Genomic DNA, 19081 nt, shown 5'->3' with positions numbered 1-19081 from the left:
GGTTACTCAAATCGCCCTGACTGATAACGGCGCTGTTGCACACTAGCCAGGCCACGCGCCACCACTAAAAAACACCTCAGTCATTTGACTAAGGTGTTTTTAGTGGTGTTTTATGATTGTCCCATACCAGACTGCATCTTGTACAAGTCGGCATACCGACCATTTAACGCCAAAAGGCTCTCATGCGTACCCCGTTCCACAACCCGTCCCTGATCTAAGACCAGAATTAAATCGGCATCCTTGATGGTGGAAAGCCGATGAGCAATCGCAATCGTTGTCCGATTCTCGCGCATCTTCGCTAGGGATGCTTGGATGACGGTTTCTGTTTCCGTATCCACATTAGCCGTTGCTTCATCCAATACCAAAATCTTTGGGTTCCGGACAATGGTTCTAGCAAACGAAATTAACTGCCGTTGACCACTGGAGAAGGCCGCGCCCTTTTCGATGACTTGCTCATGGTATTGGTTCGGCAAACTTTCTATGAAATCAGCGGCATGCACGAACTTGGCCGCTGCCTCAATTTGTGCATCCGTAATCGTGGCATCATACATGCGAATATTCGAGGCGATATCGCCAAAGAATAGAAATGGATCTTGTAAGACAAGCCCAATTTGTTGGCGTAAATCGCGCATCTCAATATCACGAATATCCTGACCATCAATCAAAATTTGACCAGATTGGAAATCGTAGAACCGGAGCAATGTGTTAATGGTTGAACTCTTGCCAGATCCGGTATGCCCCACCAGGGCGACAGTTTGCCCTGGTTTTGCAGTGAAACTCAAATCGTGCAACACGGTATTTTCACCGTCGTAAGCAAAATTGACGTGCTTAAATTCAATCTCACCCGCGGTGATTTTACCAGTGGCATTGGAATTTTGCTGGGGTTCCAACGTATCGTCATTTAAGATGCGCAAGACGCGTGACCCGGACACAATACCATCCTGGAAGCTGGCCAACGAATCCATCGCTGCATCAATGGGATTGTAAAAGGCCGCCACATATGACAAGAAAGCATATACGGTTCCAGCAGCGACAATTTGGGAATCATTCGTCCAACCAAACATCAGCAAGACCACAATAATGGCAGCGCCATATAGTAAATCAATCGCTGGGGACAACAAGAGTGAATTGGTCTTCACCATGCGCACCCGGGTTTGATAGTACGCTTCATTTGTCGCAACGAAGGCCCGATTAATGCGCGCTTCCTGCCGAAATTGTTGGATAACAGACATCCCCGTGATGGCTTCAGCTAGTTGGCCATTTAATTCCGATAACCGTTCCCGCATGCGCCGGTAGACTTGGATCGCAAAGCGCTGATAGAACCAGATGACCACAAACAAAAGGGGCACAAAAAGTAAAGCGACGGTCATGATTTTTACATTCGTTAACCACATTGCGATAAACGCGGTGATGATTGAAATCACGGCGCCACTCAGTTGCAAAAACAACGTCCAAAAATCAGAAAATGATGCGGTATCATTTGTCACCCGTGAGACTAATGTGCCACCTGGTGTCTGGTCAAAATACCGCATCCCGAGTGAATGTAATTTGGCGAAAAGAATGACCCGGACCCGCTCTAACATCCGTTCTGCACCCATTGTAAACCAAAAAAACTCAAAGAACTCAGCAATCGCTTTAATGACAGTGATGCCCATGTAGGTTGCTGCAAAAATCACCAAAATTTTGATGCCCGTCGTCTGTTTGGTCAAATATTCATTCATTAAGATCGACATGATTTTCGGTAGCACGACATTAATGGCTGAAATTAAAATTGATAAGCCAATTGCCCCAATAAAGTACCATCGATACGGTTTGGCGAACTTCATCAGCTCCCAAATAATATGCATTTGTTCCTTAACTGAAAGCTGGCGTGACCAAATCGATTGCTTATCGTTATCCATGGTGAGCCACCTCCTCATCTAACTTCGCCTCAATTTGTTGTGCTGCATACATCGTGGCATACCAGCCATTCGCTGCAAGCAATGCCGGATGCGTGCCCCGTTCAGTAATCGCCCCCTCAGCCAAGACGATTGTCTCATAGGCATTCACGACGGAACTCAAACGATGGGTCGCAATTAAGGTTGTCTTGCCAGCACGTTGGGTATGCAACGTCTCCAAAATCGTCTTTTCGGTCTTAGCATCGACGGCAGATAAAGCATCATCCAAGATCAAGATCTCTGGATTAATAATTAAGGCCCGTGCAATCGCCAGGCGTTGGCGTTGTCCCCCTGACAAACTAATGCCCTGTTCACCAACTTGAGTGTCATATCCAGCTGGCAGCTGCAAGATATCATCATGCAAGCCAGCCCATCTTGCGGCGCGTTCGACCTGCTCATCCATCAAGGTTGGATCTGAAAAGCGAATATTTTCGCGCACTGTCGTTGAAAACAGGAAATTATCCTGTGGGACATACCCAATGGCTGGTAAATACTTATTCAAACGATAATGCCGAATATCGATCCCCCCCACGTTAATGTAACCAGTGTAATTGTCAAACTCACGCAATAAAAGACGTAGCAGGGTGGTTTTACCCGCCCCGACAGCACCAACAATCCCCAGGACTTGGCCAGCTGGTAGGTGAACGTCAATATCATGTAAAACCACTTCATCTGCTTCCGGGTATTGAAATTGCGTGATGGCAATATCCAGATCCCCAACCGGTACCTGATTCACACCGGCCGTATCATCTTTAATGGCCGATTGTTCCGCCATTAAGGATTCAATGCGGTCATACGATGCATTGCCTCGCTGGAAATTATTAAACATGAACCCCAAGCCCATAAATGGCCAAATTAATTGCGAAAGGTACGTCACAAAGGTAATTAATTGCCCGATATTCATCTTACCAGTCATCACATTTGTCCCACCTAAGATGATCGTGACCACGTATGAAACCCCAATCAGAATGGTAATTGATGGATCAAAGAGGGAGTCAAAGAACTGTGCCCGGCGATTGGCCGCAATGGTATCATCCACCTGATGCGAAAAATCTTGAATATCTTCTCGCGCCTGTCCCAAGGTCTTTAAAGCCTTAATCCCCATGATGGATTCTTGTGTTTTATTATTCAACGTTGAGAAAGCCTCTTGGGCCTTCATGAAGGCACTATGAATATGACGTCCTAAAACGGTGGCCACTAGTGTAATCCCAAAGAGTGGTAACACCGCCCAAAAAGTCATTTCACCATTCACAAACCAAACCATGGCAATGATGACTGACAGGCCGGTAATAACCGCATCAAACATCTGTAACACCGCATTACCAGCCACGCGCTGCATTTGCGAAATGTCATTGGTCGCGTGTGCCAATAAATCCCCCGTCCGGTGTTTTTGGAAGAAGGGCGCGTCCATTGCCAAATAATGCCTAAATAATCGTTCACGTAATGTTTTTTCTAAACGGGCCGCCGTGCCCCAGATAAAATATGACCACCCGAATCGTAAAAAATATTGGCCAATAGTTGCAAAGGCAATGAAGCCAATGATTGGCCAAATGTTTTGCCAATTTAATTGGTGCGTCGCTAATAAATTCGCAAACCGACCAATCATCACCGGCGGAATCAACCCCATTAGTGCCACTCCCAGCAACGCTAAAATCCCTAATACATAAGCCTTCCACTCGTCTTTAATAAACCAAGCGAGTCGCCAAAAAATGCGCATTATTCGTCTCCCTTTTTTTCTGTTTTTCACATGCGCTGATTGCGCTGGTCCTATCCTTACTGCCCTACCCCAACTTGGTAAGATCAATTCTTTAAGAACTCATCAAAATTAAATGCATCTATCATTTTACTTTAATTTATCAAAATTTGCACGTCTGAGAACTTCGATTTTAACTCAAGTTCACTGTCACTGCACCCGTCTGACGATGCCCCGTCCTCACGACCGCAGCGACAGCACATGTCCCAGGAGACAAAAAAACGCGCAATCATTGCGCGTTCATCTTTTGTTAAGCTTATTTGTATTGGCCCCAACCATTCTGGACATACGTATCAGCAATTTCACTGTCATGATTGATTAATTGCAACGCCATGACCTTCTTAATGGTCTCATCATCATAATTGGCAACGTTGGTCACTTTTTTGGTTAAATCAGCCCGGGCCGCCGCGATTTCAGTCTTTGAAAACTTGTACAAATTAGCCAGGTTAGCCGTACTTACGGTTGTATGCGTTGAACTGGCATCAGTCCAATCGGTCTTAGAACTAGCTGTGTTCTTCGTACTAGAAGAATTCTTTGACGATTTCTTAGCTTTACTACTTTTATTCTTAGCGGCCTTCTTTGAAGACGCTAGATAAGATTCTGCTGCCCGTTTGGCTGAGGATGCCACGGATGCATCTTTTGCCTTTGAGGACGCAAGGGCCCGTGATTCAGAGGCGACAGCGGCCTTTGATGATGAACTAGCACTTTTCTTGGTCGTAGCCATCACTTCATTGACCGCTTGATTGATTCTGTCCAGCGCGCCATCCACCGCTAATGCTCGTTGGTACTGAGCAAGCGCCAAATCATACTCTTTGGCCTGTTCTAACTTGCGACCACGTAGCACATACTTAAGTTGCTCAAGCGCCGTACGTGACTCAACATTTGGTGTTTGCTTCTGTGCAGCTAAGTACTCTGTCTTGGCACGTTGCCAAGCATGGTCATCAATTGCCTGATGTGCCGAGCTCAACGTACTAGCAACGGCACTACTCTCCTGATGACGTTGATACAACCAAGCACCGCCGCCCGCCAATACCAGCAATAAAATGAAAATACCAAAAAAGCGTAAAATTGGATGATGCTTTTTTACACGTCGATTCTTTTCTAATCTCGATTTTGCCATCATATAAACTCCTATATTTTCCCTCTTACATTATACAAGAATTCCGCTGAAAATACTGATCCAAGTTTATTTTACCATCATCCTACATGAAGGATAAAAAAGAAACGCGTCACGAATATGACACGTTTCCTCCATCTATTTATGCAGAGCGTTTCTTAACGATCTGAACGATGCTGAATCTCCAGATAACGACGGTACCATAGATCAACATAATCTTGTGAAAATGGTCCTTTATTCTCATTTATCCAATCAACTAAAATTTTAACGTGTTCTTTCACAATAAAATCAATGTCAGCTGGATATTGCCATTTAGTTTTATGTGCCTCATATTCATCAGCATCGAGCAGCCGTTTTTCACCATCCGGGAAAACCTTCACATCTAAATCGTAATCGATGTACTTCAAGGCTTCCCGATCCAGGACAAACGGCGATGCAAGATTACAATAATAAGACACCCCATTATCACGAATCATAGCAACAATGTTAAACCAATATTTACGATGAAAATAAACGATTGCTGGTTCACGTGTGACCCAACGACGCCCATCGTCCTCAATCACTAAGGTGTGATCATTGAGGCCGATAATAGCATTTTCACTTGTTTTGAGAACCATTGTATCGCGCCAAGTTCGGTGTAGACTACCATCGTGTTTGTAACTCTTGATCGTTATGAAATCGCCCTCGCGTGGCAAGCGACTGTCTTTCATAACTGCCTTCCTCTAGGTAGTATCCCACCAACTATTTCCTAATAAGTATACCATGTTTTAAGGTGAGTACATGTGAGAATTTTTATGCAAGCATGTCACGCCACAGATTGCGCCCTATTTAGGATTTTCTTTGAGCCATTGATCCACACGATTCAAGTCATAGCCCTTACGATAAAGTGCTGCCTTGACCTTATTTTTGAAATCCCAGCCATCATATTGTTGGTAGCGAGCAGCGACTTTCTCAGCTTCACTACCCAGCTTTTCCAATTCGTCGTCTTGGTCAACGGGATGATCACTGAGATATTGGGTCAGGGCGCGTTTGATAACCCCTTGGTCAAAACCCAGTTGCATCAGCTTTTGCGTTGTTTTCCGCTGGGCCATAAAATGCGATTGATGATGGTACTTTGCCATTAACTTTTCAACTTGCCGATCAATCGCATCTGCCTGATCTTCAGCAGGATACTGAACCAATGCATCTTCAATCAAGAAACGGTCAACCCCCATTTGTTTGAGTTTCTGTGCCACACCTTTCGGTCCCAATTTACCCGAGCGCACAGCACTCTGCACATACATTTCAGCATAGAGGCGGTCATCTAACACATTCGCCTGTGCTAAGCGGGTAATGACTTGCCCAATGACTTGATTAGGAAAGTCCTTTTCTTTGAGTTTCATGATCACCTGCATTTTGGTCCGCATTTGCCCAGTGGCATATTTCAAAGCAGTTTGATAGGCTTTTTGTTCAAATTCAGCTGCTTTGATGGTTTCGATTTCATCAGACGTGAAGGCTGTTTCTGGAAAAAGATTATACTTAATCAAAACTTTTTCATCAACCGCGAACGCAAATTCATCATCAAGATAGATATTATAGCGTCCTGGGGTACGTGTGCGCGTTGTTTTCGTCACTTTTGGCATTGCAGATTTCATCCCCCTTTTCCAATATACCTAGCATAGATAAAAACCGACACCACGTCAATTGACGTGGTGTCGGTTGAGCTTTACTTTTTGTTACGTTTCAACTTGAACTTCAACTTGAGGAATAGATTCTTAATTCGTTGCCAAAGTGTTGGTGCCCGAACAACCTTATCATTACCGATATATTCGCGGATACCCTTCAAAATCTTGCCAGCATCTTTTGATGAAAAATCCAATTCACCAATTGTTGTGTTGAACTTAAAACGACGACCAATTTTATTATGTGAAACTTGGGCTTGAACATAATTCACTTCACTCCATGGAATTTGGATGTAGTCTTGGATGTTCTTTTCGTTGAAAAATTCAAAAGCACGGTCACCGATCAAAATTTTGCCATATCGGGCGCCAATGCCTAAAAACGAAATGCCATCCGTCGTGAGGTCTGCTCGGGTATTTAATGATTCAACCATATTCTCTCCCAATTATCTCTATATGTATTAGAAAGTCTCTCCGCCAAGCGGACAGACTTTCTAAAATCCAAATCTTACAAAATGCCAAGTACGTGGGCAACGACACCAAGTACGAACAAACCGACAATCAAGTAGATTGGAGAAATCTTCTTCTTCAATAAGTACATCATGAATAATGTCAACAACAATCCCATCAAACCAGGTATCAATGAATCAATGTTTGATTGCAATGAGTTTGCAGCTTCCTTAGTCAAGCTCAATCCTGATGCTTGTTGGCTCAGAATTTCTTGTAGCTTACCACCGGTAACTTCACCAGTTGGGAATTGGATGTAAGCTCCTTCAGCCAATTTCTTAGCTGGCAATTCAACAGCAAACTTAATCGAAACCCATCGCTCAACCAGAACGGCCAGGATGAACATTCCAAGGATCGAAGCACCCTTAGTAACATCCTTCAACAAACCACCAGACAAGTCCTTTGTGATTTCTGATCCGGCGCGGTAACCAAATTCTTGAGTATACCACATGAAGCCCCAACGGATGAGGTTCCAGGCAACGAAGAAAATAATTGGCCCCATGATGTTACCAGCACTAGCCAATGAGGCACCCAAGGCACCCAAAATTGGACGTACGGTAAACCAGAAGACAGGATCTCCGATACCAGCAAGTGGTCCCATCATACCGATCTTAACACCTTGTACGGCGGTGTCATCGATGGCTGCTCCATTGGCACGCTCTTCTTCAAGTGCCAAAGTCACACCCAAAATAGGTGATGCTAAGTATGGGTGAGTGTTAAAGAATTCCATGTGGCGCGTCAAAGCAGCGGCACGGTCTTCCTTATTTGTGTAAAGCTTCTTCAAAGCAGGGATCATTGCATAAGCAAAGCCTAAGTTTTGCATACGCTCATAATTCCATGAAGCTTGTAAGAATGTCGAACGCCATGCTACTGACAGACGGTCAGACTTTGAAAGTCGAATTTTCTCTTCAGCCATTATGTTCAGCCCCTTCCTAGTACTCGTTCAAGATGTCGCCGACAGGGTCACCTGAACCACCGCCATTGTTACCACCGTTGTTGTTACCACCTTGCTTTGACAAGTTAATGTAAATCAAGGCAATGGCCACACCAATAGTACCTAATGCGATCAATGTCAATTGGCTAACGGCTGCTAAAGCAAATCCGATAGCAAAGAATGGCCAAACTTCACGTGTTGCCATCATGTTCAAAACAAGCGCATAACCTACGGCAACGACCATTCCACCACCGATTGTCATACCATCTGACAACCAAGTTGGCACAGCGTTCAAAGCGTCTGAAACGACTGATGAAGGAACCAACAACAATGCAAGAGCTGGAATAGCAATACGCAAACCTTGCAATGACAAAGCAAACAAATGCACATACTCCATCTTCTTGATGTCACCATTCTTGGCGGCGGCATCAGCCCCGTGAATCAACCCAACAGAGATTGTACGAACAATCATTGTCAAGAACAATCCACCAACAGCCAATGGAATAGCAGAACCATAAGCTAAGGCGATGTGACCTGAGTCAAAGACACCACCCTTAATCAAGATGATTGCTGAGGCAACAGATGCCAAAGCAACGTCCGGCGCAACAGCGGCACCGATATTAGCCCATCCCAAGGCCATCATTTGTAATGTACCACCAAGGATCAACGCTGGCACTAAGTGACCAGTAACCAAACCAATCAATGTGACAGCGACCAATGGTTGGTGAATTTCAAATTCATCAAGGATTCCTTCGATACCTGCGAAGAAAGCGATGATGACGACTAAAATCATAGAAATAACCGACATGTCATTCTCCTTATATAATTCACATTATATGAATAATTTCAAATAATATCTAAAAGCAACTTACTTGCTTTCAATTTCGCTACGCTTATTATCAATCAACTTAAACAAGTCGACGTTTGAATCATTTGGCACCTTACGAACGTCAAATGATACGCCCAATTCGCGTAACTTATCAAATGTCTCAACGTCTGTCTTATCTACTGACAAAACGTTGTTGAGCATTGTCTTACCCGTTGAGTGAGCCATTGAACCAACATTAATTTCCTTAATAGGAACGCCAGCTTCAATTGCGCGTAAAGCATCTTCAGGAGTTTCGAAGAGCAAAAATGCCTCAACACCACCCATACGGTTATCCTTCATCACTTCAGCCATCTTGCTAATTGGTACGATATTTGCGTTGATACCGTTTGGCGCAGCTTGTTCAATCAAGCCCTTACGCAATTCATCCTTAGCAACGACGTCTGAAACGACGATAATACGGTTTGCCTTTGATTCAGGGGTCCATGCAGTGGCCACTTGACCATGCAATAGACGTGAATCGATACGAACCAAGTTAATCTTCAACTGACCTTCTTTGAGTCCGGCCATTGATGACTTGTTAGCAGTCGCAGTTGTCTCAGGTTCTTCAGTTTCAGGGATTGTGCGAACCCCATCACGAGCAACTGATACAAGATAATGTGCGATATCTGCAGCTTTGTCCATTGTGAATCGAGCCCCATAAGCTTCGACTAACATAGGTAAGTTTAATCCGGCGATCAATGCCATTTGATCGGGATTTTCAGCAACAAATGGACTTGCTTGGTTGAACGGTGAGCCACCCCATAAATCAACAAGGAACAATACTTGTTCATCCTCGCCAAACTTGGCAAGCGCCTCTTGATATTTACGCTTCAAATCATCTGGACCTTCACTCGGCATGAAAGTGACGACTTCAACGTTTTCTTGCTCACCGAAAATCATTCCACCTGACATATGAATGCCGGCTGCAAATTCTCCGTGACTGGCAATAATAAAATTAACCATGTGTCGCGCTCCTTAAATTCATTCATCCACTATACAAGAGTATCTGTGGTCAATAATAATAATACGCTTTCTTACTTTAAATGTAAACGCTTCCAGAATTTTGTCACATTTTCTTAACAAAACGGCGCCATCCACCTTAAAGGATTCTGCTTAATTATAGCCCACCCCGTTAACTATTAGGCGTTAAAAGGGCTGATCCGATCGATTTTGTAGCTTTAAAAATGATCCATCAAGCAAGTCTTTGCGGTATTTTGCCTCTTTAAAACGACTGTGAAAAAAAACGACTGTGAAAAACCAATTTCGATCTGGCTGATCACTTACATTTTTCAGTCAAGTGCACCTGATCTGACCTTGTTTTTGCTTGATACAAATATGATTTCTGCGCTGTAAGCCCAATTTTATCGTCAATTTATCCCGGCTTAGCACGCTAAAATGTCAGTTTGCTATAATGGAAACTAGTAAATCTTTAGAGATTGCCATGATGCGGGGAAATTATGCTTAAAAGAAATTTATACCTATACTATCTATTATTATTCATCGTGATCGGTGGCGCGATCTTTTTGCCATACTGGCTGACAGATACCACCCTCATTTGGTCACATGATGGGTTGAAGCAACATTTACCAGCTTTGATTACTTGGCATGAGACTCTCCGTCATTTAGTCTTTGACCATCAGTGGCCAAATTTTTGGCAAGCCCACCAGGGGTTTGGCCAAGATTATTTTCAAACCTATGCTTACTATGTGATGGGGGACATTTTTACTTATCCAAGTTTATTATTTAAGGAAAGCGCATTAGCCACCTATTATTCGGTGAGCGTGATCATCCGCTTAATCTTGGCTGGTTTAAGCTTTATCTTCGTGATCCGGCGATTACCAATCACGATTTCAAATCATGGTGTCCTATTAGGCGCACTCGTCTACACATTTTCAGGTTATGCGAACTTTGCAGCTTTTCGGCATTCATTTTTTCTGAATCCACTCATCATTTTTCCGTTGTTAATTTTAGCAGTTCACCAAGCAACGATTCACAAAAAATATGGTGGCCTGATCTTGATGACCTGGTGGACCCTATGGAACAACTTTTATTTTGCGTTTATTTTAGGTCTCGGTGCATTGATTTATTGGTTGTCCATGAATCATTTGCACAAAACATGGCGCCAACAAGGCCTGACCATTCTCAGCGTTGGCATTGGTGCCTTACTGAGTGCACCCCTTTTGATACCAACAATCACTCAGTTCTTTCAAGCAACCCGCTCGGCCTCCACTTTCGCCAATGGTTTGCTATTTTATCCAATTTCCTATTACTTAACTTTCGGCGATCAACTGATAAACGTCAGCACCGCACCGCAATTTTGGTTCAACGGTGGTTTGCTGGCCCTGAGTATCGTCGCACTGGTTCATTATGTCACTCAATTGCCGCACAAGTGGCATTTAGTGTTACCAACCCTTCTATTATTACTACCAACGGGTGCTGCGGTGTTTAATGGCTTTTCCGCGCCGTCCAATCGCTGGACGATGCTAGCCATTTTCCCAGTGGCACTATTAACGGGGAAGATGCTCGATGCATTGAGCGCGCTCCAGAACCGTACGCTACTGGTGGCTGGTGGCATCGGCGTATTTGGCTACCTTGGGCTCCTCTTGGGTAATGGCTTCTCACTGAATAACTCCTCAAACCTCATCTACGGTTTATATTTCATAACCATTTTATTGTTGGCAACGCGGCTATCCGAACGACAACGGCGCCTGATTGTGTCTGTTATATCTGTTATCAGCCTATTGGTGTTGTTTAATCATACGCATGCAAACGATTTGAAGGCGACGAAATCAGAATTAATTAGTAGTGCAAATTTGAAGGCAATCACTAAGCAAATTCATATGCTCACCGCCCTCACTGATCGTTCCATGCGGACGCTCGTGAGTGGCAATTTATTGTCGAACTTAAACACTGATGATGCCTCTTCTAATTTGCCAAATGCGCTCAAACTAAATAGTGTTGGCAGTTACTGGTCACTACAACCAGTGAGCACTTCGAATGCGCTGCGTTTAGTAGCCACGCAAACTAGCACCCCTAATGATGCGATTAACACCCTTGACAATCGTAATGTCCTTTCAAATGTGCTAGGTATCAAGACACGGATTGATACCCTTGGGGCGCCACAACCGGCTTCGTACATCAACAAAAATGGCCTAAACATCGCAAACTATACGAGTTATGTCTCGGCCAACAGTTACCCCTTGTTCACCTTACCTAAGTATCAGGTTTCGCTGGCTAATTACCGTAAGTTATCAGCCACGCAACGTGAAGCAACGTTGGCCGATAGTGTGGTTACCAGTAAGCCTTCAAAGCAACGTTCGGCATTCGCCAAACAGGTGAGTGCCGTCGCAGTGGCTACTGACAGTACCGGCAAGTGGCAAGACAAAATTCATTATCGGTATGCCACGCATGCCTCAACCTTACCCGATGGTTTCTATATTAAGTTGGCCAAGGCTCAAAAACAGACTGAGTTACATTTAGAACTAACCAATATCAAGTACGTGCCCTATTCATTCAGACGACAAAAGCAACAAGCGCTGGCTGATTATCGCTTCACGCAAAACCAAACCTTAGCCAATCCGCAAAGCACCGTTAATAATCAGTTCAATCCACATGCGTATACGTATACCTGGCTTAAACAACATGCGGTCAACGCTTTTGATCAAAATACTGGTTATACAATGACAACAACCTATGGAACTAATGAAAATACGGTGACCCAAACGAGTCAAAGTAATTTATCCTTTTATCAAAAACGTGATCACCTGACCATTAATTTAGGGACGGCCCAAACAATTAAGCTGGCCGACCTGGTCGCACTGAACTTTAGTCAACCTGGGACATATTCGTTTGATATTTCTGTCCAGGCTATTCCAGTTGGCGCTAGTTTTGATAAAGTTGCTCAAACCGCCATCGCGACTGCGCCAAAATCAGTGCAGCTTAAAAAGGATGCCATCACTGGTAACGTCACGGTTAAAAAGTCACGTATTTTAGCAAGCTCAATTCCCTACAACCACGGTTGGCACTCTAAAACCAATCAATTAGTTGAGATCGATGATGGTTTCTTGGGTATTAAATTGCATCGCGGTACCAATCAGATTAAGGTCACCTACACATCACCGAATGTCTATTTAGGCCTATGGAGCGCTGTCATCGGTGCAGTCATCCTGATTAGTTTCATATTTTGGCAATACAAGTCACAGCACAAGCATTAATATCGTAAAATGAACAACGGCCAAGTAGTATAGCTACTTGGCCGTTGTTTATTTTACGATGTGTCGTTATCAATTTGTGGGCTTAATGAAAAAAGATGTCAGTCGCTACATCTCTGCCAGCTCAAACCATGCAACCATCGGTAACCATTCATTGGTGCTCTTTGAAAAAACTTGAAAATCAGTGACGTTATAAACTGTCTTACGCGCTTCGTCATCAAGCGGTGACCAATATGTATCATCAGCGCGACGAATTACATCCCAGTATGGCAGGGTGTAAGTTGTCCCTGATGCATCACGAACTTCAAAACCTGGTTGAATATTAAATGTTTTTTCACCCACTAATGGACTCACCCCTAAATTATTAATTAAGTCCACAAATGTTTCACCAGAAATCTGTTCATATTTATTTTTCATGACATACCCCTCTAGGACTATTATACTTGAATTACGATCAGAACTCACATCAAACTAGCAACTCAGCGTAGTTTTTTCCAATAAAAAAAGATGTAACAATTAAGCTACATCTTCCATATATCGGGACGACAGGATTCGAACCTGCGACCCCCTGGTCCCAAACCAGGTGCTCTACCAAGCTGAGCTACGTCCCGAAAATTTAATTTACAAAACAAAAAGCTCAAAATTGAGCTTCATGTTTGCAATGCCGTCGGTGGGGGTCGAACCCACACTCCCTTGCGGGAACGGGATTTTGAGTCCCGCGCGTCTGCCAATTCCGCCACAACGGCATCATATTAATCAATATGAAATGGACGTTACAGGGATCGAACCTGTGACCCCCTGCTTGTAAGGCAGGTGCTCTCCCAGCTGAGCTAAACGTCCATAAATGCATCGCGACGTCCTATCCTCGCAGGAAGCGATCCTCCAACTACTTTCGGCGCTACTGAGCTTAACTGCTGTGTTCGGTATGGGAACAGGTGTGACCTCAGTGCCATCATCACGACACGGTATTTAATTAGTGAGAGTTTAGTTCTCTCAAAACTGAATCATATCTCTGTAAATTACATTGAACTTTGAAACCACGTTATCTGTTACTACTTGGTTAAGTCCTCGAACCATTAGTACTAGTCCGCTCCATGCTTCGCAGCACTTCCACTTCTAGCCTATCTACCTCATCATCTATAAGGGGTCTTACTTCATTTCTGAATGGGAAATCTCATCTCGAGGCGAGTTTCACACTTAGATGCTTTCAGCGTTTATCTCATCCGTACATAGCTACTCAGCGATGCTCCTGGCGGAACAACTGATACACCAGAGGTACGTCCACCCCGGTCCTCTCGTACTAAGGGCAGCTCCTCTCAAATTTCCTACGCCCGCGACGGATAGGGACCGAACTGTCTCACGACGTTCTGAACCCAGCTCGCGTACCGCTTTAATGGGCGAACAGCCCAACCCTTGGGACCGACTACAGCCCCAGGATGCGATGAGCCGACATCGAGGTGCCAAACCTCCCCGTCGATGTGGACTCTTGGGGGAGATGAGCCTGTTATCCCCAGGGTAGCTTTTGTCCGTTGAGCGATGGCCCTTCCATGCGGAACCACCGGATCACTAAGTCCTACTTTCGTACCTGCTCGACTGGTAAGTCTCACAGTCAAGCTCGCTTGTGCCTTTACACTCTGCGAATGATTTCCAACCATTCTGAGCGAACCTTTGAGCGCCTCCGTTACTTTTTAGGAGGCGACCGCCCCAGTCAAACTGCCTGCCAGACACTGTCTTCCACCACGCTGAGTGGTGTGAGTTAGAGTGATCATACAACGAGGGTAGTATCCCACCATTGCCTCCATCGAAACTAGCGTTCCGACTTCTACGGCTCCTACCTATCCTGTACAAGCTGCACAAGCACTCAATATCAAGCTACAGTAAAGCTCCATGGGGTCTTTCCGTCCTGTCGCGGGTAACCCGCATCTTCACGGGTATTTAAATTTCACCGAGTCTCTCGTTGAGACAGTGCCCAGATCGTTACGCCTTTCGTGCGGGTCGGAACTTACCCGACAAGGAATTTCGCTACCTTAGGACCGTTATAGTTACGGCCGCCGTTTACTGGGGCTTCAATTCGTACCTTCGCCGAAGCTAAGCACTCCTTTTAACCTTCCAGCACCGGGCAGGCGTCAGCCCCTATACGTCATCTTACGATTTTGCAGAAACCTGTGTTTTTGATAAACAGTCGCCTGGGCCTATTCACTGCGGCTCAGCTTGCGCTGAGCACCCCTTCTCCCGAAGTTACGGGGTCATTTTGCCGAGTTCCTTAACGAGAGTTCACTCGCACACCTTAGGATGCTCTCCTCGACTACCTGTGTCGGTTTGCGGTACGGGCAGGTAAATACTAACTAGAAGCTTTTCTTGGCAGCGTGACATCACAGACTTCCCTACTTTATTTCGGTCCCCATCATCACTTGTCCTATGAGGAATAAGCATTTAACTACTTCCAAGACTTATGATTTAGCCCAGCATTTCCAGCCGCTGGGTTCTGTTAGCCTTCTGCGTCCCTCCATCGTTCAAACATATTCACCTGGTACAGGAATCTCAACCTGTTATCCATCGACTACGCCTCTCGGCCTCGCCTTAGGTCCCGACTAACCCTGGGAGGACGAGCCTTCCCCAGGAAACCTTAGTCATACGGTGGACAGGATTCTCACCTGTCTTTCGCTACTCATACCGGCATTCTCACTTGTAAGCGCTCCACCAGTCCTCACGGTCTGACTTCATCGCCCTTACAACGCTCTCCTATCGCGCCACTTACGTGGCACCCGCAGTTTCGGTAGTGTGTTTAGCCCCGGTACATTTTCGGCGCAGAATCACTCGACTAGTGAGCTATTACGCACTCTTTAAATGATGGCTGCTTCTGAGCCAACATCCTAGTTGTCTGTGCAACTCCACATCCTTTTCCACTTAACACACATTTAGGGACCTTAACTGGCGGTCTGGGCTGTTCCCCTTTCGACAATGGATCTTATCACTCACTGTCTGACTCCCGGACATACGTCATTGGCATTCGGAGTTTATCTTAATTTGGTAACCCGAGATGGGCCCCGCACCAAAACAGTGCTCTACCTCCAAGACGCTACATTCCGAGGCTAGCCCTAAAGCTATTTCGGAGAGAACCAGCTATCTCCAAGTTCGATTGGAATTTCACCGCTACCCACACCTCATCCTAGCATTTTTCAACATGCACAGGTTCGGGCCTCCAGTGCGTCTTACCACACCTTCACCCTGGACATGGGTAGGTCACCTGGTTTCGGGTCTACAACCACATACTATCTCGCCTATTTCAGACTCGCTTTCGCTTCGGCTCCGGTCTTTCCACCTTAACCTCGCATGGGATCGTAACTCGCCGGTTCATTCTACAAAAGGCACGCTATCACCCATTAACGGGCTCTAACTTCTTGTAGGCACATGGTTTCAGGAACTTTTTCACTCCCCTTCCGGGGTGCTTTTCACCTTTCCCTCACGGTACTGGTTCACTATCGGTCACTAGGTAGTATTTAGCCTTGGGAGATGGTCCTCCCAGATTCCGACCGGATTTCACGTGTCCGGCCGTACTCAGGATCCTGTACGGGAGATGGCTTGCTTTCGTTTACGGGGCTATCACCCTGTTTCGCGTGGCTTCCCAACCACTTCAACTAACAAACCATTTTGTAACTCCACAACGACAGTCCTACAACCCCAAGATGCAAGCATCTTGGTTTGGGCTCTTCCCGTTTCGCTCGCCGCTACTCAGGGAATCGATTTTTCTTTCTACTCCTGTTGCTAATGAGATGTTTCAGTTCACAACGTCTACCTTCAAACAGCCTATGTATTCAACTGCTGATAACTTGCATAACAAGTTGGGTTCCCCCATTCGGAAATCCCCGGATCAAAGCTTACTTACAGCTCCCCGAGGCATATCGGTGTTAGTCCCGTCCTTCATCGGCTCCTAGTGCCAAGGCATCCACCATGCGCCCTTAATAACTTAACCTATCAGCTTACGCTGATGATTCAAGTTCGAGTATGTGACCATAAAGGTCACTTGCGATTATTACTAATTAAAGTAATGAACTTGTTTTAAAACTCAAAAAAAATAACGCGGTGTATTTCTCGGTTCAATTTAATTTAAATTGAAATTTAAAAATTTACATTAATATGATTCAGTTTTCAAAGAACTAATAAGTGGTCCACTCACGTGGGCCAATGGAGAATATCGGGATCGAACCGATGACCCCCTGCTTGCAAAGCAGGTGCTCTCCCAGCTGAGCTAATTCCCCATGGGATAATATATTGTGAGTGTAAGACACTCAAAACTGAATAACGTTTCAACGCTGTGTAGGTTTCCGATTTTCCTTAGAAAGGAGGTGATCCAGCCGCAGGTTCTCCTACGGCTACCTTGTTACGACTTCACCCTAATCATCTGTCCCACCTTAGGCGGCTGGCTCCTATAAAGGTTACCCCACCGACTTTGGGTGTTACAAACTCTCATGGTGTGACGGGCGGTGTGTACAAGACCCGGGAACGTATTCACCGCGGCGTGCTGATCCGCGATTACTAGCGATTCCGACTTCGTGTAGGCGAGTTGCAGCCTACAGTCCGAACTGAGACATACTTTAAGAGATTAGCGCACCCTCGCGGGTTGGCGACTCGTTGTATATGCCATTGTAGCACGTGTGTAGCCCAGGTCATAAGGGGCATGATGATTTGACGTCATCCCCGCCTTCCTCCGGTTTGTCACCGGCAGTCTCGCTAGAGTGCCCAACTGAATGCTGGCAACTAACAATAAGGGTTGCGCTCGTTGCGGGACTTAACCCAACATCTCACGACACGAGCTGACGACAACCATGCACCACCTGTCACTTTGTCCCCGAAGGGAAAGCTCCATCTCTGGAGTGGTCAAAGGATGTCAAGACCTGGTAAGGTTCTTCGCGTTGCTTCGAATTAAACCACATGCTCCACCGCTTGTGCGGGTCCCCGTCAATTCCTTTGAGTTTCAACCTTGCGGTCGTACTCCCCAGGCGGAGTGCTTAATGCGTTAGCTACGCCACTCAAGGGCGGAAACCCTCGAACAGCTAGCACTCATCGTTTACGGTGTGGACTACCAGGGTATCTAATCCTGTTTGCTACCCACACTTTCGAGCCTCAACGTCAGTTACAGTCCAGAAAGCCGCCTTCGCCACTGGTGTTCTTCCATATATCTACGCATTTCACCGCTACACATGGAGTTCCACTTTCCTCTACTGCACTCAAGTCATCCAGTTTCCAAAGCAATTCCTCAGTTGAGCTGAGGGCTTTCACTTCAGACTTAAATAACCGTCTGCGCTCGCTTTACGCCCAATAAATCCGGATAACGCTTGGGACATACGTATTACCGCGGCTGCTGGCACGTATTTAGCCGTCCCTTTCTGGTAAGATACCGTCACTACTTGAACAGTTACTCTCAAGTACATTCTTCTCTTACAACAGTGCTTTACGAGCCGAAACCCTTCATCACACACGCGGCGTTGCTCCATCAGGCTTGCGCCCATTGTGGAAGATTCCCTACTGCTGCCTCCCGTAGGAGTATGGGCCGTGTCTCAGTCCCATTGTGGCCGATCAGTCTCTCAACTCGGCTATGCATCATCGTCATGGTGAGCCATTACCTCACCATCTAACTAATGCACCGCGGGACCATCTCTTAGTGATAGCAGAACCATCTTTCAAATAAAAACCATGCGGTTTTTAGTATTATACGGTATTAGCATCTGTTTCCAAATGTTATCCCCTGCTAAGAGGTAGGTTTCCCACGTGTTACTCACCCGTTCGCCACTCCTTGCATTGTTTTAAATCATATTGTGCAAGCACGCTATTCATTAAAACCACAAGGCGTTCGACTTGCATGTATTAGGCACGCCGCCAGCGTTCATCCTGAGCCAGGATCAAACTCTCAATTTGAAAGCTTGAGTATAACTCAATCTTTGTTGTGTTTAACCAATGTTAAACGAATTTACTAGCGAATTGACTTCGCAAATGTTTTTTGCTTCAAATTCTAAAATTTGAAGACCCTACACATTTGATCATCGAAACGTTATTCAGTTTTCAATGTCCTACATTGTCTCGCTGACAACTTAATCT

At 45.3% G+C, this 19081-nt stretch carries 11 protein-coding genes, 4 tRNA genes and 3 rRNA genes; 1 reads left to right on the top strand and 17 read right to left on the bottom strand.

Annotated features, from left to right (window positions below; translation table 11 throughout):
- Positions 1–110: 110 nt before the first annotated feature.
- From WSWS_RS01920 to WSWS_RS01880, 9 genes are all read right to left on the bottom strand, one after another.
- A complete protein-coding gene (locus WSWS_RS01920; RefSeq protein WP_070229672.1) occupies positions 111–1901 on the bottom strand; it encodes an ABC transporter ATP-binding protein in 1791 nt (596 codons plus the stop codon).
- Positions 1894–3654, bottom strand: coding sequence for an ABC transporter ATP-binding protein (locus tag WSWS_RS01915; protein ID WP_070229671.1), 1761 nt, complete (start codon positions 3652–3654; stop codon positions 1894–1896). The genes WSWS_RS01920 and WSWS_RS01915 overlap by 8 nt, the downstream gene beginning before the upstream one ends.
- A 292-nt stretch (positions 3655–3946) precedes the next feature.
- A complete protein-coding gene (locus WSWS_RS01910; protein ID WP_070229670.1) occupies positions 3947–4810 on the bottom strand; it encodes a hypothetical protein in 864 nt (287 codons plus the stop codon).
- A gap of 155 nt (positions 4811–4965) precedes the next feature.
- Positions 4966–5517: a nucleoside tri-diphosphate phosphatase gene (gene ntdP / locus WSWS_RS01905; RefSeq protein WP_070229669.1), complete on the bottom strand. Its 552-nt coding sequence runs from the start codon at positions 5515–5517 to the stop codon at positions 4966–4968.
- 114 nt (positions 5518–5631) lie between these two features.
- Entirely contained in the window at positions 5632–6441 is an 810-nt protein-coding gene (locus WSWS_RS01900) for a RecX family transcriptional regulator (RefSeq protein ID WP_237342596.1), read from the bottom strand.
- A gap of 71 nt (positions 6442–6512) precedes the next feature.
- Positions 6513–6899, bottom strand: coding sequence for a DUF956 family protein (locus tag WSWS_RS01895; protein WP_070229667.1), 387 nt, complete (start codon positions 6897–6899; stop codon positions 6513–6515).
- Between the two features lie 74 nt (positions 6900–6973).
- A complete protein-coding gene (locus WSWS_RS01890; protein ID WP_070229666.1) occupies positions 6974–7888 on the bottom strand; it encodes a PTS system mannose/fructose/sorbose family transporter subunit IID in 915 nt (304 codons plus the stop codon).
- Positions 7889–7904: 16 nt separating this feature from the next.
- Positions 7905–8714, bottom strand: a complete 810-nt coding sequence (locus tag WSWS_RS01885; protein ID WP_070229665.1) for a PTS mannose/fructose/sorbose transporter subunit IIC — start codon at positions 8712–8714, stop codon at positions 7905–7907.
- 60 nt (positions 8715–8774) lie between these two features.
- A complete protein-coding gene (locus tag WSWS_RS01880) occupies positions 8775–9737 on the bottom strand; it encodes a mannose/fructose/sorbose PTS transporter subunit IIA (protein ID WP_070229664.1) in 963 nt (320 codons plus the stop codon).
- A gap of 494 nt (positions 9738–10231) precedes the next feature.
- Here WSWS_RS01880 and WSWS_RS01875 point away from each other — a divergent pair, with 494 nt between their 5' ends.
- Positions 10232–12988 (top strand): YfhO family protein, encoded by a 2757-nt coding sequence (locus WSWS_RS01875; protein WP_070229663.1) that lies wholly within the window; start codon positions 10232–10234, stop codon positions 12986–12988.
- Between the two features lie 105 nt (positions 12989–13093).
- Here the strand turns inward: WSWS_RS01875 and WSWS_RS01870 are convergent, their stop codons facing one another.
- The 8 genes from WSWS_RS01870 to WSWS_RS01835 form a co-directional block, all read right to left on the bottom strand.
- Positions 13094–13402 carry a hypothetical protein gene (locus tag WSWS_RS01870; protein ID WP_070229662.1) on the bottom strand — a complete coding sequence of 103 codons (309 nt, stop codon included), beginning with the start codon at positions 13400–13402 and terminating at the stop codon, positions 13094–13096.
- A gap of 120 nt (positions 13403–13522) precedes the next feature.
- Positions 13523–13596: transfer RNA gene (locus WSWS_RS01865), tRNA-Pro, on the bottom strand.
- Between the two features lie 51 nt (positions 13597–13647).
- A tRNA-Leu gene (locus tag WSWS_RS01860) sits at positions 13648–13731 on the bottom strand.
- Between the two features lie 21 nt (positions 13732–13752).
- Positions 13753–13825, bottom strand: a tRNA-Val gene (locus WSWS_RS01855).
- A 6-nt stretch (positions 13826–13831) separates the two neighbouring features.
- A 5S ribosomal RNA gene (rrf, locus tag WSWS_RS01850) occupies positions 13832–13948 on the bottom strand.
- Positions 13949–14041: 93 nt separating this feature from the next.
- Positions 14042–16958 (bottom strand): 23S ribosomal RNA (locus tag WSWS_RS01845).
- 213 nt (positions 16959–17171) lie between these two features.
- Positions 17172–17244, bottom strand: a tRNA-Ala gene (locus WSWS_RS01840).
- An 80-nt stretch (positions 17245–17324) separates the two neighbouring features.
- Positions 17325–18901 (bottom strand): 16S ribosomal RNA (locus WSWS_RS01835).
- The 16S, 23S and 5S rRNA genes sit together here with 4 tRNA genes alongside, the layout of an rRNA operon.
- Between the last annotated feature and the right edge of the window lie 180 nt (positions 18902–19081).

This window comes from Weissella soli (genome assembly GCF_001761545.1).
GTDB lineage: Bacteria > Bacillota > Bacilli > Lactobacillales > Lactobacillaceae > Weissella > Weissella soli.
This window is presented reverse-complemented; position numbering and strand designations above follow the sequence as displayed.

Bases quoted from the DNA above. Each gene is read 5' to 3' on its own strand.
- WSWS_RS01920 (WP_070229672.1), bottom strand. From the start codon at position 1,901: ATGGATAACGATAAGCAATCGATTTGGTCACGCCAGCTTTCAGTTAAG.
- WSWS_RS01915 (WP_070229671.1), bottom strand. From the start codon at position 3,654: ATGCGCATTTTTTGGCGACTCGCTTGGTTTATTAAAGACGAGTGGAAG.
- WSWS_RS01910 (WP_070229670.1), bottom strand. From the start codon at position 4,810: ATGGCAAAATCGAGATTAGAAAAGAATCGACGTGTAAAAAAGCATCAT.
- ntdP (WP_070229669.1), bottom strand. From the start codon at position 5,517: ATGAAAGACAGTCGCTTGCCACGCGAGGGCGATTTCATAACGATCAAG.
- WSWS_RS01900 (WP_237342596.1), bottom strand. From the start codon at position 6,441: ATGAAATCTGCAATGCCAAAAGTGACGAAAACAACGCGCACACGTACC.
- WSWS_RS01895 (WP_070229667.1), bottom strand. From the start codon at position 6,899: ATGGTTGAATCATTAAATACCCGAGCAGACCTCACGACGGATGGCATT.
- WSWS_RS01890 (WP_070229666.1), bottom strand. From the start codon at position 7,888: ATGGCTGAAGAGAAAATTCGACTTTCAAAGTCTGACCGTCTGTCAGTA.
- WSWS_RS01885 (WP_070229665.1), bottom strand. From the start codon at position 8,714: ATGTCGGTTATTTCTATGATTTTAGTCGTCATCATCGCTTTCTTCGCA.
- WSWS_RS01880 (WP_070229664.1), bottom strand. From the start codon at position 9,737: ATGGTTAATTTTATTATTGCCAGTCACGGAGAATTTGCAGCCGGCATT.
- WSWS_RS01875 (WP_070229663.1), top strand. From the start codon at position 10,232: ATGCTTAAAAGAAATTTATACCTATACTATCTATTATTATTCATCGTG.
- WSWS_RS01870 (WP_070229662.1), bottom strand. From the start codon at position 13,402: ATGAAAAATAAATATGAACAGATTTCTGGTGAAACATTTGTGGACTTA.